This is a genomic window from Microbacterium sp. P03 (genome assembly GCF_043556235.1).
In the GTDB taxonomy this organism is placed as follows: Bacteria; Actinomycetota; Actinomycetes; order Actinomycetales; family Microbacteriaceae; genus Microbacterium.
In genome coordinates this window covers 1,417,857-1,433,223 of record NZ_JBIGIM010000001.1, presented here as the reverse complement: position 1 = coordinate 1,433,223, position 15,367 = coordinate 1,417,857, and the positions used below count along the sequence as shown (strand labels likewise).

Genomic DNA, 15,367 nt, shown 5'->3' with positions numbered 1-15,367 from the left:
CGAGGGGACGGGCTCGGCTGCGAAGATGCAGCGCGTCGGCTAGAGCGACGCGACCTGCTTGGCGATGGCCGACTTGCGGTTCGCCGCCTGGTTCTCGTGGATGACGCCCTTGCTCACGGCCTTGTCGAGCTTCTTGGACGCCGTGGCCAGAGCCTTCTCGGCAGCGGCCTTGTCGCCGGCCGCGACGGCCTCACGGGTGCGACGCACCTCGGTGCGGAGCTGGCTCTTGACCGCCTTGTTGCGCTCGTTCGCCTTCGCGTTGGTCTTGTTGCGCTTGATCTGCGACTTGATGTTCGCCACGTGTGGAATCTTTCGTGAGAGGAATGTTCGGTAGGTTGCCGGTGAGCACGAGAGGGATGCCGCGCGGCGGTCGTGCGGGATACACCCACACGCAAGTCAAACACCGAGTCTATCAGGTCGATTCGAGGGTCGTGAGCGCGAGGCCGAGGAGCGCGTTGAACACCCGCGGGCGCATGGCGGTGACCAGATGCGTGGTGCGGGGGACGACGATCAGCTCGGCCCGGGGAGCGACCTGGGTGAAGAGTCGCTCGTTCGCCCGCAACTGGTCGAACTGCCCGTTGACGAACCAGAGCGGCACGTCGATGCGGCGAAGAGCGGCGAGCAGGTCGAGCACGGACAGGCTCTGCAGTGCGACATCCTGCGCGTCGAAGGCATACCCGCCCGCCCCGAAGTCGGCACGGGTCTCCTCGGGCAGGGTGCGCGCCAGCATCCGCTCGGTCAGCCACATCCCGCGGTCGGGCAAGGAGTCGAACCGACGCGCGAGCATCCGGTACGTGGCGAGTCCGACACCCCGCGGAATGGCGGTGCAGGATGCCGCGATGAAGCCCGCGACCGGCGGCGGGTCCTCCCGACCCACGTACTCGATCGACAGCAGCCCGCCCATCGAGTGCGCGGCCAGCAGCACGGGCCCCTCGGAGGCGGCGCGCCGCACCGCCTCGTCGATGGTCGAGAACGCCCCCTCGAGGGTGAACTCCTCCGCCATGCGCGTGCCGTGGCCGGGGAGGTCGACGGCGGTCACCGGGTTGCCGCGCGCGGAGAGGTACTCGACCTGGGTGCGCCACATGCTCGCCGATGTGCGGATGCCGTGAACGAGGACGACCTGGACGACCATGCTCTCCAGCGTACGAGAGCACGGTCGTCCAGGCGCGGGGACGACCCTGACGCGGGCCTGCTAGAACAGGACCGTCACGCGGGCGGACGAGCTGCTCGAGCCGATGGTCGTGTTCGCGTCGGTCGGAACGAACGTGGCCGTGTAACGGTGTGTTCCCCGGGTGAGGTTCGAGGGCAGCCGCAGGATCGCAACCCCCTTCGTGACCGCCGTCGAGCCGATCACCGTGTCGCCCTCGCGGAATTCCACCGTGCCGGTGAGTCCGCGTGCGCCGCTGACGGCGGCGACGAGCGTCGCCGGCAGCAGCCGGTTGATGTGCACGGGGGGAAGGGCGATCAAGGCCGTCTTCGTCACGATGCGCTCGTCGACACCCGCCGCGACGCCGACCTTCACGGGGTCATGGTCGGAGGAGCGATACGGGTCGGGCGCTGAGAACAGCGTTCCGTGCACGTTGTAGCGGCTGTACTCCAGTGCCACCGATTCGCCGGAGTTGATGTTCCAGATGTCGCCCCCGGTGGCGCGCTCGCGCGCGTCCGCGCTCATGAGGATGTGGTCCAGCGAGCCCGACAGACCCGAGAACGAGTACGACGACGACTCGATCCCGAGCGACTGCTCGGCGTCGACGTAGCCGGCGTCGTACAGGACCTGCAGCGGGTCCTCGCGGCCGTACGAGTTGAAGTCACCCGCGAGGAACACCGACGACACATCGCCCTGGATCGACGCGATCCAGTCCCTGAGCGCCGTGGCCTGACGCACCCGTGATTCGTTGGACGCGCCCTGCCCGTCGCCCGTGTCGGCGTCGCCCGCCCACGGGCCGGCCGACCCCTTCGACTTGAAGTGGTTCACGGCGAAGAGGAAGCGCTCGCCGCCCGTCGCCGGCCGGAAGACCTGGGCGATGGGCTCCCGCGCGTTGCCGAAGGCCTGATCGTCGGCGGACTGCGTTCCGAGGGCCCGGGATGCCCCGACCGGCGTCGCCGCCGCCGGCTGGTAGATGATCGCGTTGGTGATGACGTCCTGCTCCGACGCGTCGGGAAGATCCGTCGAGGACGGGATGAACGCCCACCGGGGCGCCCCGGCGGCGGCATTGAGGGCGGCCACGAGAGTCGCGGTCGCCTCATCGGGCGCCTCGCCGAGCGCGGCGGAGTTCTCGATCTCCATGAGCCCGACCACGTCGGCGTCGAGGGCGTTGATGGCTGCGACAATCTTCTGCTGCTGGCGCTCGAGGTCCCCGCTGTCCCACGCTCCGCGCTGGTCGCAGCCGCCGCTGACGGACAGGCCGTCACCCGTGCGGTCACGATACGCCGTGCACGTGGCGCTGTCGGTGCCGAGTGTCGTGAAGTAGTTGAGGACGTTGAATGAGGCCACCGACACGTCGCCGCCGACCGCCGCGGGCGCTGACGTGCGCGGGTTGGAGAACTGCACCCCGTCGACGCCGCTGCCGTCGCCCGCCACAGGCGCGGTCGGGTTGAACTTCCACACGCCATTGCGCTGATCGACGATCACCGGCGCCGTGAAGCTCGCGGTCGCGCCCACGACGAGCGGCTCGACGAGCGAGACGTACGGGGGAGTGAGCGCGCTGTTCGCCGCGGACAGGAAGTTCACGGATGCTCCGTCATCGAGCACCACGGCGCGTGCGGCGTTGTCGGCGGCCACTGCGGCGGCCTCCGCGGTGCCCGGACGCGCGACGTCGGTCGGCTGCCGCAGGGGCTGGTCGCCGAACGCGAGTCCCACCTCCCCGTACTGGTTGGTGGAGTAGGTGTTGCTCACGGTGTACGTGCCCTGCGGGGCGATGAGCATCGATTCGAGCGACTCGCGCTGGACGTCGGCGCTCGGCCACGCCACCGTCGCGGCGACCGGGGCCGCGGCATCCGCGATCTTCGTCGCTGCACCCGCGGCGACCGTGATCTCGGTGAGTCCGTTGAACTCGCTGACCGCTCCCGTGAGCTGGACGGTGTCGCCGACCGCCACCTCGGTCGCGGCGGGGGAGTAGATGAAGACGGCGTCCGAGGCGGTGTGCGTGGCGAGGTCGATCGCGCCGCCCGTACCCGGAGTCTGGATGACGTAGCCGTTGAAGCCGCCCGAGGGGTAGGAGGCCGTCACGACTCCGCTCGTGGTGACGGTCTCCCCGACGTACGGCGATGCGGCGCCGGTGCCCTGGATCTCGGCGATGGTCACCGGATCGGTCGGCTCAGGTTCGGGGTCGGGATCCGGGTCGGCCCCGATCCCCTGGGGCGTGGGGGCACCGGCGGTGAAGTCCGCCGCGTTGTCCGCGGTGTTCGCCGCCGCGGCGCTGCGGGAGATCGACGTCGCGTTGCCGGTACCGGGGGCGGCGGCCGAACCGGCGAAGTCGGTGGCGGCGCCCCAGCCCACGTAGTCCACGACCTGAGGGGCGGCAGCGAGGCCGGCGTTGCCGGAGAGCGCGACCTGATCGGAGACGAGGGCGACCTTGCCGCCGCTTCCGCTCAGCGGGATGGTGCCTTCGACGTCAGGGGAGAAGGCGGGCAGGGCGGTGTTGGCGCCGACGCCCTCGCCGATCAGCAGCGATGCTCCCGCCGGCAGGGTCACGCCGGTGAGGGCCGTGAGCTGCCACGACGAGCCGGCCGTCGAGGCGTACTGCACGCTCCACGACGACAGGGATGCCGACTCGGTGCCGACGTTGCGCAGCTCGATGAAGTCGCGGTTGAACGCGCCCCCGGAGTTGCCGCCGCCGCCGTAGACCTCGGTGATCACGACGTCCGCGTCGGGCGAGACCGCCGCGGAAGCCGCGGTCGGGGCGACCAGCCCGGTCACGATGAGCGCGCCGAGAGCGAGTCCCGCCGTCCACCGCCGCCCGGCTCGAGGATCGCGCACGGAAAAGGGATTGGTGGGGGGATGCACGGACGAAGGCTCCTTCATAGCGACGGCTTCATGAGGACGTCACGAACGCGACGTCGTTGTACTTTCGGATTTCGGACCCCAGTCGTCTCCCCGCAGACGACTCTCTCCGAGCCTCGTCGTTCGCGCAAGGGGACCTGCGGAACGACACGTGAACGTCACGCGAATGTCATGTCGACGCGGCCGCACCGTGCCGTGGCATCCCGCCGCGTAGAATCGACAGGACATGTCACCTCGCGCCCTCACGCCCCTCCAGCCGTCCGCGACGCCGCCCGCGCAGCTCCGCAACTTCTGCATCATCGCTCACATCGACCACGGCAAGTCGACGCTCGCCGACCGCATGCTGCAGATCACCGGCGTCGTCTCCGACCGAGACATGCGCGCGCAGTACCTGGACCGCATGGACATCGAACGCGAGCGCGGCATCACGATCAAGTCGCAGGCGGTGCGCATGCCGTGGGAGGTCGACGGCAACACTTACGCACTGAACATGATCGACACCCCCGGTCACGTCGACTTCACCTACGAGGTGAGTCGATCGCTGGCCGCCTGCGAGGGCGCGATCCTGCTGGTCGATGCCGCACAGGGGATCGAGGCGCAGACACTGGCCAACCTCTACCTCGCGCTCGAGAACGATCTGCAGATCATCCCGGTCCTCAACAAGATCGACCTGCCCGCCGCCGACCCCGAGAAATACGCACGGGAGCTCGCCAGCCTCATCGGCGGCGAGCCTGAGGACGTACTCCGCGTGAGCGGCAAGACGGGCATGGGCGTCGAGGAACTGCTCGACCACGTCGTCCAGCAGATCCCGTCGCCGCGGGGTGACCCGGATGCCCCGACCCGGGCCATGATCTTCGACTCGGTCTACGACTCCTATCGCGGCGTCATCACCTATGTGCGCATGATCGACGGATCGCTCAACCCGCGCGAGCGCATCCAGATGATGTCGACCCGTGCCGTCCACGAACTGCTCGAGATCGGCGTCTCCTCGCCCGAGCCGACCCCCACCAAGGGGCTGGGTGTCGGCGAGGTCGGCTACCTCATCACCGGTGTGAAAGACGTCCGCCAGTCCAAAGTCGGCGACACCGTGACGAGCGCCGCGAAGCCGTCGAAGCAGGCGCTGCCCGGCTACACCGACCCCAAGCCGATGGTGTTCTCGGGTCTGTACCCCATCGACGGCAGCGACTACCCGATCCTCCGCGAGGCCCTCGACAAGCTGAAGCTCTCGGATGCTTCGCTCAACTACGAGCCCGAGACGTCGGTCGCCCTCGGATTCGGGTTCCGCTGCGGCTTCCTCGGGCTTCTTCATCTGGAGATCGTGACCGAGCGTCTGGAGCGCGAATTCGGGCTCGATCTCATCTCGACCGCCCCGTCCGTGACCTATGAAGTCATCACGGACGACAAGAAGTCCTTCACCGTCACGAACCCGAGCGAGTTCCCGTCCGGCACGAAGATCTCCAGCGTCACCGAGCCGATGGTCAAGGCCGCGATCCTCGCACCCAAGGACTACGTCGGCACCATCATGGAACTGTGCCAGTCGCGGCGTGGCACGCTCCTCGGCATGGAATACCTCGGCGAAGACCGGGTCGAGATCCGCTACACGATGCCCCTCGGTGAGATCGTCTTCGACTTCTTCGACCATCTGAAGTCAAAGACCGCCGGCTACGCGTCGCTGGACTACGAGCCCAGCGGCGATCAGGAGGCGGACCTCGTGAAGGTCGACATCCTGCTGCAGGGCGAGCCGGTCGACGCCTTCAGTGCGATCGTGCACCGGGAGAAGGCGTACGCCTACGGCGTGCTCATGACCGAGCGCCTCAAAAAGCTCATCCCGCGTCAGCAGTTCGAGGTGCCGATCCAGGCCGCGATCGGCGCACGCATCATCGCCCGCGAGTCGATACGGGCGATGCGCAAGGACGTGCTCGCGAAATGCTACGGCGGTGACATCAGCCGAAAGCGCAAACTTCTGGAGAAGCAGAAGGAAGGCAAGAAGCGCATGAAGATGGTCGGCCGCGTCGAGGTGCCGCAGGAGGCGTTCATCGCCGCCCTGTCGGGCGACACGGAGAAGAAGGACGGAAAGTAGGCTTCGCCGATGCGCCGTGGGACCTTTCGAGACGAGACCGTCGATTACGCCGCGGTCGGGGCGACGCAGGCCCCCGACCTCATGCAGTACCCGCCCGAGCGCAGCCTCCCCGCGGAGGAGTCGTGGCGGATCGGCAGTGGTGAGCAGCGGTTCACCACCGCCAGCGAGGCGCTGCTGTCGTGGGATGCGCAACGCGGTGGCGGTCTCGAGCTGAAGGACGTGCGGCCCGCCGCCGGTCCGATGTACTCGGGTGTCAGTTTCGACGACGAGGGCAATCCGACCGCTCCCAGTCGCCTCGAGGTCGAGCAGCGCTTCGACGCCGACGGCACACCTTACGTCGGTGCGGGTTCGACCGTGCACCTCCGCGGGCGCATCGGCGGTCAGCGCGTCGACGCCGAGCTGCGGGTGATCTTCGCCGTGGAGGAACCGCGCAGAGTCGGATTCGCCCTCGGCACCGTGGGCAGCTCGGTGGTCAGCGGCGAGGAGTCGTTCATGATCGAGTGGCGCGGCAACGACGAGGTGTGGTTCACCGTGCGGGCTTTCGACGCGCCGATCGCGCTGGCCTACAAGCTGTTCCCCGCTCTCACGCGGCGGCGGCGCAAGGCCCTGTTCACCCGCTACCTCCGGGCGATCTCCCCGCTGTACACGACGCCCGGCTGATGGGCTCCGCTCTTCCGCTCGGCGATCCCGCACCCGCCGACGGCCGGCTGCCGTCCGGCACGCGCATCGATGCAGACACCGACTTCGGCGTCTACCTGCACGTGCCGTTCTGTCGCGTCCGCTGCGGCTACTGCGACTTCAACACCTACACCTCGACCGAACTGCAGGGTGCACGCCAAGACGAGTACGCCGACGTCGTCCTTCGCGAGGTCGACCTGGCCGCAGAGGTGCTGGTCGAGGCCGGGGGGCTGCGGCCCGCCACGACGGTGTTCTTCGGGGGCGGGACGCCGACGCTGCTGCCGGCGGGCGACCTCGCGCGCATGCTCGAGGCGGTCCGCGATCGGTTCGGGCTCGTCGCCGGTGCCGAGGTGACGGTCGAGGCCAATCCCGACACGGTCACTCCGGGCGTGGCATCCGATCTCGCGGCCGCCGGCGTGACGCGCATGTCCATCGGGATGCAGTCCTCGGTGCCGCACGTGCTGGCGGCCCTCGACCGCACCCACGATCCCGACAACGTGACGACAGCGGTCCAGTTCGCCCGCACCGCCGGCCTCGACGTCAGCCTCGACCTCATCTACGGCGCACCCGGCGAGAGCCTCGCCGACTGGCGCCACTCGCTCGAGACGGCCCTCGCGCACGAACCCGATCACATCTCGGCCTACGCCCTCATCATCGAGGACGGCACCAAGCTCGCCCGCCAGATCCGACGCGGAGAGGTGCCCGCACCCGACGACGACCTGCAGGCCGACATGTACGAGCTCGCCGACGAGCTGCTGGGGGCGGCGGGCTACGACTGGTACGAAGTGTCGAACTGGTCGACGGGCGAGCGCCACCGGTCGCGCCACAATCTCGCCTACTGGCGGGGTGCGGACTGGTGGGGATTCGGTCCCGGCGCGCACAGCCATATCGCCGGTACGCGCTTCTGGAACGTCAAGCATCCCGCGGCGTACGCGCAGCGGCTGGCGGCAGGCGAATCGCCCGCCGCGGGGAGGGAGCAGCCGGATGCCGCCGCCCGGTCGCTCGAGGACGTCCTGCTGCGCTCCCGCATCCGCGAGGGGCTGCCGATCGCGGATCTGCTCGGCGAGGGGCGTCATGCCGTGGCCGCGCTCATCGCGGATGGACTCATCGACGGCGCCGACGCCGTGCACGGACGCATCGTCCTCACCCTCCGCGGGCGGCTCCTCGCCGACGCCGTGGTGCGGGCGCTGACGGACTGACGCGCCTCCCATCCGTTGCCCGGGCGATCCGATAGAATTGGCACTCCAGACATGCGAGTGCCAGGCGGGAGGGGATGACATGGTCAGTGAGCGCGGACTGCAGGTCCTCCGGGCGATCGTGCAGGACTACGTCGACACCCATGAGCCCGTCGGCAGCAAGGCCATCGTCGACCGGCATTCGTTCGGCGTCTCCGCCGCGACGATCCGCAACGACATGGCGCTGCTCGAGGACGAAGAGCTGATCACCGCTCCGCACACCTCGTCGGGACGCGTACCCACCGACAAGGGCTATCGCGTCTTCGTCGATCATCTCGCCGAGCTCCGTCCGCTCACCCCGGCGCAGCGCGCGGCGATCGCCTCGTTCCTCGAGGGTCCGACCGACCTGGACGACCTGTTGTCGCGTACCGTGCGCGCCCTGACGCAGCTCACCGGTCAGGTCGCCATCGTGCAGTATCCCTCCTTCGCGCGGGCGAGTGTCTCCCATGTGGAGCTCGTCGCACTCGGCGCCGGGCGCATGCTCGTGATCGTCGTGACCGACACCGGACGGGTGTCGCAGCGACTCGCGTTCGTGCGGGAGGAGTTCGACGAGGCCGACATCGCGCGGCTGCGCCGCGGCATCGCCGACCTCGTCGTCGGACGATCCGTACGCGACGCCGCGCACCGCGTGGGGGAGATGCTGGCCGAAGAGACGCTGGGGCCCCTCGCGACCGACTCGGCGGCCCGGGTGATCGCGGCCGTCGTGGCCGAGGAGCTCGACGAGTTCCGTCAGGATCGCCTCGTCATGGCCGGTGCGGCGAATCTGGCGCGGCGCGAGTCCGATTTCCGCGGCAGCATCTACCCGCTGCTGGAGGCGATCGAGGAGCAGGTCACGCTGTTGCGCCTGATGGCGGAGATGACCGCGGACGAGCACGGCCTCGCGGCCAGCATCGGGCGCGAGAACGAGTCCTTCGGGCTCTCCGAGGCTTCCGTGCTCGCCAGCGGCTACGACTCCGCCCGAGGAAACGCACGCGTCGGACTCATGGGTCCCACGCGCATGGACTACCCGACCAATCTTGCGGCGGTACGAGCCGTCGCCGGCTATCTCACCCGGATGCTCGAAGACGACGACAACGCTCGCTGAGCAGCATCCGTGACGAACGATCCCCGCGTCCTGCGCGGGCAGGAAGGCGATTGTGGCTGACCACTACGAAGTCCTCGGTGTCTCGCGCGAGGCGACCCCCGAGGAGATCAAGAAGGCGTACCGCCGGCTGGCGCGCGAGCTCCACCCCGACGTGAACCCGAGCCCCGAGGCATCCGAGCGGTTCAAACTCGTGACCCACGCCTACGACGTGCTCAACGACCCCGAGCAGCGTCGTCGCTACGACATGGGCGGCGACTCGTCGCCGTTCGGCGGAGGTGGGGGCGCGGCGGGCGGGTTCGGCGGCTTCGGCGACATCTTCGAGACCTTCTTCGGCGCGGCCGGGGGTCAGCGCTCCGGGCGACCTCGCTCGCGGCGCGAGCGAGGTCAGGACGCCCTCGTCCGCGTCACCCTGGGCCTGGAGGACATCGTCTTCGGCGTCCACCGCGACATCGATGTCGACACCGCCGTGCTCTGCGAGACGTGCCAGGGGTCGTGCTGCCAGCCGGGAACCTCGCCCGTCACATGCGACATCTGCCACGGTGCGGGTCAGGTGCAGCGCACCGTCCGAAGCCTGCTCGGCAACGTCGTCACCAGCCAGCCCTGCGGTTCGTGCCAGGGATACGGCACGACGATCCCGTATCCGTGCGCCACCTGCCAGGGGCAGGGTCGCGTGCGCTCGCGCCGTACCGTGTCGATCGACATCCCGGCGGGCGTCGAGACCGGCCTGCGCCTGCAACTGCCCGGATCGGGTGAGGTCGGGCCGGCCGGGGGGCCCAACGGCGACCTCTACCTCGAGGTGACGGTCACGCCGCACGAGGTCTTCAGCCGAGACGGCGACGACCTGCTCGCCACGCTCGAGGTGTCGATGCCCGATGCCATCCTCGGCACGACCACGACGATCGAGTCGCTGGACGGCCCCGTCGAGCTCGAGCTGCGCGCGGGGGTTCAGGGCGGCGACGTGCTCACGATCAAGGGCCGCGGCATCACTCCGCTGCGAGGAAGCCAGCGGGGCGACCTCAAGGTCGGCGTGCACGTGGTGACGCCGTCGCGCCTCGACGCGAGGCAGCGCGCGATGATCGAGGACTTCGCGAAGAAGCTCAAGGCCCCGGCGCCGCACCTGTCGGAGTTCCACCAGGGGCTGTTCGCCAAGCTGCGCGATCGCTTCCGCGGCTGACCGCATGGTTCTGCACTTCCTCCTCGACACGGTCACGACGGCCCGCCCCGGCGATGTCGTCGCGCTGACGGGTGCCGAGGCGCACCATGCCGCCGCTGTGCGTCGGGTGCGCGTCGGCGAGGAGGTGACCGTCGGCGACGGTCGGGGTGCGTGGCTGACCGGCGCATGCGAGTCGGTCTCACCGCGCGAGGTCATCGTCCGCATCGCGGAGCGGACGGATGCCTCGCCCTCCGCGCCGCGCATCGTGCTCGTGCAGGCGCTGGCGAAGGGCGACCGCGACGAGCTTGCCGTCCAGGCCGCCACCGAGCTCGGTGTCGACGAGATCGTCCCGTGGCAGGCCGCGCGCAGCGTCGCGCGGTGGGAGGTGGGAAAGGCCGAGAAGGGTCGGGTGCGATGGGCGAGCATCGTGCGCGAGGCGGCCAAGCAGGCGCATCGCGCGTGGGTGCCCGAGGTCGCGCCGCTTTCGACCACGAAGCAGCTCGTGGCCCGCGCCGAGACGGCGCGAGTCCTCGTGCTGGAGCCCACGGCCTCCCGCGCCCTCACTTCGATGGACTTCGACGGCGCGGACGAGCGCGACATCGTCCTCGTCGTCGGGCCCGAGGGCGGAATCGCTCCGGAGGAGCTCTCCGCGCTCGAGACCGCCGGCGCCCGCGGCGTGCGCATCGGCGATGCGGTGCTGCGCACCTCGACGGCGGGCCCCGCGGCGATCGTCGTCGTGAGCGCCGCGATCCGCCGCTGGTGAGATCGGTCCGGACGACCGGAGCCAGCCGGGCTTTCGACGGCTCGGTAGACTGGCCCCATGAGCGAGCCGACGATCTTCACCCGCATCCTCGGTGGTGAGATCCCGTCCGAGATCATCGCGGAGACCGACAATGTGTTCGCGATCCGCGATATCGCCCCCCAGGCTCCCGTGCATCTGCTGGTGATCCCGAAGACATCGGAGTACCGCGACGTCGTCGAGCTGGCGGCGGGCGATCCGGCTCTCCTCGCCGAGGTGATCGCCGTGGCGGGCGACCTCGCGCGGGAGCACGCGAAGGGCGAGTTCCGCCTTGTGTTCAACACCGGCGCCGCTGCCGGCCAAACGGTGTTCCACGTGCACGCGCACGTGCTCGCCGGTGGACTGAGTGAAGAGAGTATCCGTGCCTGAGTCGTCCGAATCCCCCGACCAGTCGGTCGACACCGTCCTGGTCGACGGTGTCGCCATGGTGCAGCTCCTCGGCCCGCAGGACCGCTTGCTGAGGGTGGTCGAGGGAGAGCATCCTGATGTCGACGTGCACGTCCGCGGCAACGAGATCACCCTCACCGGCCCCGCGGCGGCCGTCGCGGCCGCCAGGTCCCTCGTCGACGAGCTCGTGGAGATGACCCGTTCGGGCCATGCGCTCGCACCCGCCGACGTGAGCACGTCCAGCCGCATCCTGCAGGGTGACGGCGTTCAGCGGCCGTCCGAGGTCATGGGAGAGGCGATCCTCTCGTCGCGCGGGAAGATCATCCGCCCCAAGACGCTCGGGCAGAAGGCGTACGTCGATGCGATCGACGAGGCGACGATCGTCTTCGGCATCGGTCCGGCCGGCACCGGCAAGACCTACCTCGCCATGGCCAAGGCCGTGCAGGCCCTCCAGCGCAAGGAGGTCAGCCGCATCATCCTCACCCGACCCGCCGTCGAAGCGGGGGAGCGCCTCGGCTTCCTTCCGGGCACCCTGACGGACAAGATCGACCCGTATCTGCGACCGCTGTACGACGCCCTCAACGAGATGATCGACCCGGAGATCGTCCCCAAGCTGATGGCCAGCGGCACGATCGAGGTGGCACCCCTCGCCTATATGCGCGGCCGCACCCTGAACGACTCGTTCGTGGTCCTCGACGAGGCGCAGAACACGACGCCCGAGCAGATGAAGATGTTCCTGACGCGACTCGGATTCGGCACGCGCATGGTCGTCACCGGCGACATCACTCAGGTGGACCTGCCCCAGGGCACCTCCGGGCTGCGCCTCGTCACCCGCGTGCTGTCCGACGTGGACGACATCCACTTCGCGTATCTCACGAGCGATGACGTGGTGCGGCACACGCTGGTGGGTCGCATCGTCGACGCCTACACCGAGTACGACGAAAAGCGCCTCGCCGCGCGTCGCGAAGGCAACGAGGCATCCGACTTCGCCAATCGTGCCGAGCGACGAGGATCCACCCGCACGGGCGGGCCGCGCGACCACACGCCGAAGCGGGGCCGCTCGTGACCATCGAGATCAACAACGAATCCGCCATCGCGATCGACGAAACCGTGCTGCTGCGTCTGACGGAGCACAACCTCGCCGAACTGCACGTCAGCCCCGATGCGGATGTCGCGATCGTCCTCGTGGACGAGGGCGCGATGGAGGCTCTCCACGTGCAGTGGATGGACGAGCCCGGTCCGACCGACGTGCTGAGCTTCCCGATGGATGAGCTGCGTCCGGGCACGGAGGACGCGCCCACGCCGGCCGGTCTGCTCGGCGACATCGTGCTGTGCCCCCAAGTGGCCGAGGCTCAGGCCGTCACGGCGAAGCACTCCACGATCGACGAGCTCGTCATGCTCACCACGCATGGTCTCCTGCACCTGCTCGGGTTCGACCATGCGGAGCCCGCGGAGGAACGCGAGATGTTCGGTCTGCAGCGCGATCTGATCGTGAGCTTCGAGCTCGCCGAGCGCCGCCGCCGTCGCGCATGACGCCCTTCTTCCTCCTCCTCGGCGCTGTCGCGCTCGTCGCCTTCGGCGGCCTGATGGCCGCGGTCGATTCGGCACTCGGTGTCACCTCGCGCGCCGATCTCGCCGAGCTCAGCACTGAGGGGCGCAATCGCGCGTACCTGCGGCGCATCGCGGCCGACCCCGACGCGCACGCCAACGCGGTCGTCTTCATCCGCATCCTGACCGAGACGGCGGCGGCGGTCCTGGTCACCGTGGCGTTCACCGTCCTGTTCGACAACATCTGGTGGGCCATGCTGGCCGCCGCGATCCTGATGACACTGATCTCCTTCGTGCTCGTGGGCGCGAGTCCGCGCAGCGTGGGTCGGCAGCATGCGAAGGGGCTGCTGCGCAGCGCGGCGCCGGTCATCCGATTCGTCCGCATCCTGCTCGGCCCTCTCGCCCACGCGCTCGTCGCGCTCGGCAACCGGCTCACCCCGGGCGTGTCGCGCAGCACCTCGTTCGCCTCCGAGGAGCAGTTGCTCAGCATGGTCGACGAGGCCGCAGAGCAGGACCTGATCGAGGAGGACGATCGCGAGCTGATCCACTCCGTCTTCGACTTCACCGACACCTACGTGCGTGCCGTCATGGTGCCGCGCACCGACATGGTGACGGTGGATGCCGCGGCCTCGACCCGTGAGGCCATGTCGATCTTCCTCGAGAAGGGCATCTCCCGCATCCCCATCGTCGACGACGAGGCCGATGACGTCGTGGGGATGCTGTACCTCAAGGACCTCGTGCAGTTCGGGTTCCGCGACGAGGCCGGCTGGCGCGACGCGCCGATCACGCGGATCGCCCGTCGGGCGGTCTTCGTGCCCGAGTCGATGCGCGCCGAGACGCTCCTCCAGCAGATGAAGCGCGACGCCGTGCACGTGTGCCTGGTGATCGACGAGTACGGCGGAGTGTCGGGCATCGTCACTCTCGAGGACATCATCGAGGAGCTCGTGGGCGAGATCGCCGACGAGTACGATCCCCGTGCCGATGAGGTCGTCGAACTCGACCACGGCCGTTACCGCGTGAGCGCGCGTCTGGCCCTCGATGAGGTGGGCGACCTGTTCGGCATCGACCTCGACGACGACGACGTCGATTCGATCGGCGGTCTGCTCGGCAAGGCGCTCGGGCGCATCCCGCAGCCCGGCGCCACCGCCGAGTACGCCGGTCTGATCATGACCGGTGGTGTCTCGCACGGCCGCCGCCGGGGGATCGCCACCGTCTTCGTCGAACGTGCCGAGTCCTTGGAGGCTGCGGAAGCCGCTTTCGACCGCGACGTGGACAAGGAGCAGTCCCGACGCCCGTCGAGGCGCGAGAAGGATGCCGCGGCCGCGCAGAGCACGGGAACCGGGCCCATCGTGACGGCGGCGGCCAAGAGCTCCGGATCGAAGAGCGCCGGGTCGAAGAGCAAGAAGTCCACGGCGAGGAACAAGGCCGCGGCAGAGAAGGGCGAAACACATGTCTGAAGAGATCCGCTCCGGATTCGTGACGTTCGTCGGGCGCCCCAACGTCGGCAAATCGACGCTCACTAACGCGCTCGTGGGTGAGAAGGTCGCGATCACGAGCGACAAGCCCCAGACGACGCGACGCGCGATCCGCGGCATCCTCAACCGCCCGGCCGGCCAGCTCGTCATCGTCGACACCCCCGGCATCCACAAGCCGCGCACGCTGCTCGGCGAGCGCCTGAACAGCCTGGTCGAGCAGGTGCTCGGCGACGTCGACGTGATCGGATTCTGCGTGCCCGCGACCGAGAAGGTCGGCCCGGGCGATCGACGCATCGCGCAGTCCCTCGACGGGTATCCGCGGGCGAAGAAGATCGCGATCGTGACCAAGACGGATGCCGCCGCCCGCGACCAGATCACCGAGCGACTCCTCGAGGTCGATGCCCTCCGCGAGGACTGGGCGGCCGTCATCCCCCTGTCGGCACTGACCCGGGAGCAGCTGGACGTGCTCACCGACGAGGTCCTGACGCTCATGCCGTTCGGTCCTGCGCTCTACCCCGAAGATGTCGTCACCGACGAGTCGATCGAGGACCGCGTCGCCGAGATCATCCGGGAGGCGGCGCTGGAAGGCGTCCGCGATGAGTTGCCGCACTCGATCGCGGTGACGATCGAAGACATGGCCCCACGGGAGAACTCCGACCTGACGGACATCTTCGCGAACGTCGTCGTCGAGCGCGACAGCCAGAAGGCGATCATCATCGGTCACCGCGGTTCGCGCCTGGCCGATGTCGGAGCGCGAGCACGCGCACAGATCGAGCCGCTCGTCGGTGGCAGGGTCTTCCTCTCACTCCACGTCCGGGTGGCGAAGGAATGGCAGCGGGATCCCAAGCAACTCGGTCGCCTCGGCTTCTGAACGTCATGGCGGTGGAGCACGACGCGCGGCTCGCCGAACGCGTCGGCATGCGCC

Annotated in this window: 14 protein-coding genes; 11 read left to right on the top strand and 3 right to left on the bottom strand. The window is 69.1% G+C overall.

What is annotated here, in order from left to right; all coding sequences use genetic code 11:
* Positions 1 to 39: 39 nt before the first annotated feature.
* The 3 genes from rpsT to ACFXOO_RS06900 all read right to left on the bottom strand — a co-directional run bounded on the left by rpsT (position 40) and on the right by ACFXOO_RS06900 (position 4,024).
* The gene (gene rpsT, locus ACFXOO_RS06910; RefSeq protein WP_378839781.1) at positions 40 to 300 is read right to left on the bottom strand and encodes a 30S ribosomal protein S20; all 261 of its coding nucleotides are present in this window, start codon (positions 298 to 300) and stop codon (positions 40 to 42) included.
* A 112-nt stretch (positions 301 to 412) separates the two neighbouring features.
* Positions 413 to 1,132, bottom strand: coding sequence for an alpha/beta fold hydrolase (locus tag ACFXOO_RS06905; RefSeq protein ID WP_378839778.1), 720 nt, complete (start codon positions 1,130 to 1,132; stop codon positions 413 to 415).
* Positions 1,133 to 1,192: 60 nt separating this feature from the next.
* Entirely contained in the window at positions 1,193 to 4,024 is a 2,832-nt protein-coding gene (locus ACFXOO_RS06900) for an ExeM/NucH family extracellular endonuclease (RefSeq protein ID WP_394563111.1), read from the bottom strand.
* Positions 4,025 to 4,229: 205 nt separating this feature from the next.
* On the opposite strand from ACFXOO_RS06900, the gene lepA reads away from it, so the two are divergent.
* From lepA to era, 11 genes are all read left to right on the top strand, one after another.
* A complete protein-coding gene (lepA, locus tag ACFXOO_RS06895; protein ID WP_394563110.1) occupies positions 4,230 to 6,083 on the top strand; it encodes a translation elongation factor 4 in 1,854 nt (617 codons plus the stop codon).
* Positions 6,084 to 6,092: 9 nt separating this feature from the next.
* Complete coding sequence (locus ACFXOO_RS06890; RefSeq protein WP_378839768.1) at positions 6,093 to 6,743, top strand: DUF1990 family protein; 651 nt, start codon at positions 6,093 to 6,095, stop codon at positions 6,741 to 6,743.
* Positions 6,743 to 7,960 carry a radical SAM family heme chaperone HemW gene (hemW, locus tag ACFXOO_RS06885; RefSeq protein WP_378839765.1) on the top strand — a complete coding sequence of 406 codons (1,218 nt, stop codon included), beginning with the start codon at positions 6,743 to 6,745 and terminating at the stop codon, positions 7,958 to 7,960. The genes ACFXOO_RS06890 and hemW overlap by 1 nt, the downstream gene beginning before the upstream one ends.
* Positions 7,961 to 8,039: 79 nt before the next feature.
* Positions 8,040 to 9,080: a heat-inducible transcriptional repressor HrcA gene (gene hrcA / locus ACFXOO_RS06880; protein WP_378839763.1), complete on the top strand. Its 1,041-nt coding sequence runs from the start codon at positions 8,040 to 8,042 to the stop codon at positions 9,078 to 9,080.
* A 52-nt stretch (positions 9,081 to 9,132) separates the two neighbouring features.
* Positions 9,133 to 10,254 (top strand): molecular chaperone DnaJ, encoded by a 1,122-nt coding sequence (gene dnaJ / locus ACFXOO_RS06875; protein ID WP_378839760.1) that lies wholly within the window; start codon positions 9,133 to 9,135, stop codon positions 10,252 to 10,254.
* Between the two features lie 4 nt (positions 10,255 to 10,258).
* Positions 10,259 to 10,996, top strand: a complete 738-nt coding sequence (locus tag ACFXOO_RS06870; protein ID WP_378839758.1) for a 16S rRNA (uracil(1498)-N(3))-methyltransferase — start codon at positions 10,259 to 10,261, stop codon at positions 10,994 to 10,996.
* 57 nt (positions 10,997 to 11,053) lie between these two features.
* Positions 11,054 to 11,401, top strand: coding sequence for an HIT domain-containing protein (locus tag ACFXOO_RS06865; RefSeq protein WP_378839755.1), 348 nt, complete (start codon positions 11,054 to 11,056; stop codon positions 11,399 to 11,401).
* Positions 11,402 to 11,456: 55 nt separating this feature from the next.
* Positions 11,457 to 12,485 (top strand): PhoH family protein, encoded by a 1,029-nt coding sequence (locus ACFXOO_RS06860; protein ID WP_378839864.1) that lies wholly within the window; start codon positions 11,457 to 11,459, stop codon positions 12,483 to 12,485.
* On the top strand, positions 12,482 to 12,952 hold the full coding sequence (gene ybeY, locus ACFXOO_RS06855; RefSeq protein ID WP_378839753.1) for an rRNA maturation RNase YbeY: 471 nt from the start codon (positions 12,482 to 12,484) through the stop codon (positions 12,950 to 12,952). Before ACFXOO_RS06860 ends, ybeY begins: the two co-directional genes overlap by 4 nt.
* Complete coding sequence (locus ACFXOO_RS06850) at positions 12,949 to 14,424, top strand: hemolysin family protein (protein WP_378839750.1); 1,476 nt, start codon at positions 12,949 to 12,951, stop codon at positions 14,422 to 14,424. Before ybeY ends, ACFXOO_RS06850 begins: the two co-directional genes overlap by 4 nt.
* A complete protein-coding gene (gene era / locus ACFXOO_RS06845; protein ID WP_378839748.1) occupies positions 14,417 to 15,313 on the top strand; it encodes a GTPase Era in 897 nt (298 codons plus the stop codon). The genes ACFXOO_RS06850 and era overlap by 8 nt, the downstream gene beginning before the upstream one ends.
* Positions 15,314 to 15,367: the final 54 nt, after the last annotated feature.

Coding starts and splice junctions, on each gene's coding strand:
- lepA (WP_394563110.1), top strand. CDS start 4,230: ATGTCACCTCGCGCCCTCACGCCCCTCCAGCCGTCCGCGACGCCGCCC.
- ACFXOO_RS06865 (WP_378839755.1), top strand. CDS start 11,054: ATGAGCGAGCCGACGATCTTCACCCGCATCCTCGGTGGTGAGATCCCG.
- ACFXOO_RS06870 (WP_378839758.1), top strand. CDS start 10,259: ATGGTTCTGCACTTCCTCCTCGACACGGTCACGACGGCCCGCCCCGGC.
- ACFXOO_RS06890 (WP_378839768.1), top strand. CDS start 6,093: ATGCGCCGTGGGACCTTTCGAGACGAGACCGTCGATTACGCCGCGGTC.
- ACFXOO_RS06860 (WP_378839864.1), top strand. CDS start 11,457: ATGGTGCAGCTCCTCGGCCCGCAGGACCGCTTGCTGAGGGTGGTCGAG.
- ACFXOO_RS06905 (WP_378839778.1), bottom strand. CDS start 1,132: ATGGTCGTCCAGGTCGTCCTCGTTCACGGCATCCGCACATCGGCGAGC.
- ACFXOO_RS06850 (WP_378839750.1), top strand. CDS start 12,949: ATGACGCCCTTCTTCCTCCTCCTCGGCGCTGTCGCGCTCGTCGCCTTC.
- era (WP_378839748.1), top strand. CDS start 14,417: ATGTCTGAAGAGATCCGCTCCGGATTCGTGACGTTCGTCGGGCGCCCC.
- hemW (WP_378839765.1), top strand. CDS start 6,743: ATGGGCTCCGCTCTTCCGCTCGGCGATCCCGCACCCGCCGACGGCCGG.
- hrcA (WP_378839763.1), top strand. CDS start 8,040: ATGGTCAGTGAGCGCGGACTGCAGGTCCTCCGGGCGATCGTGCAGGAC.
- ACFXOO_RS06900 (WP_394563111.1), bottom strand. CDS start 4,024: ATGAAGGAGCCTTCGTCCGTGCATCCCCCCACCAATCCCTTTTCCGTG.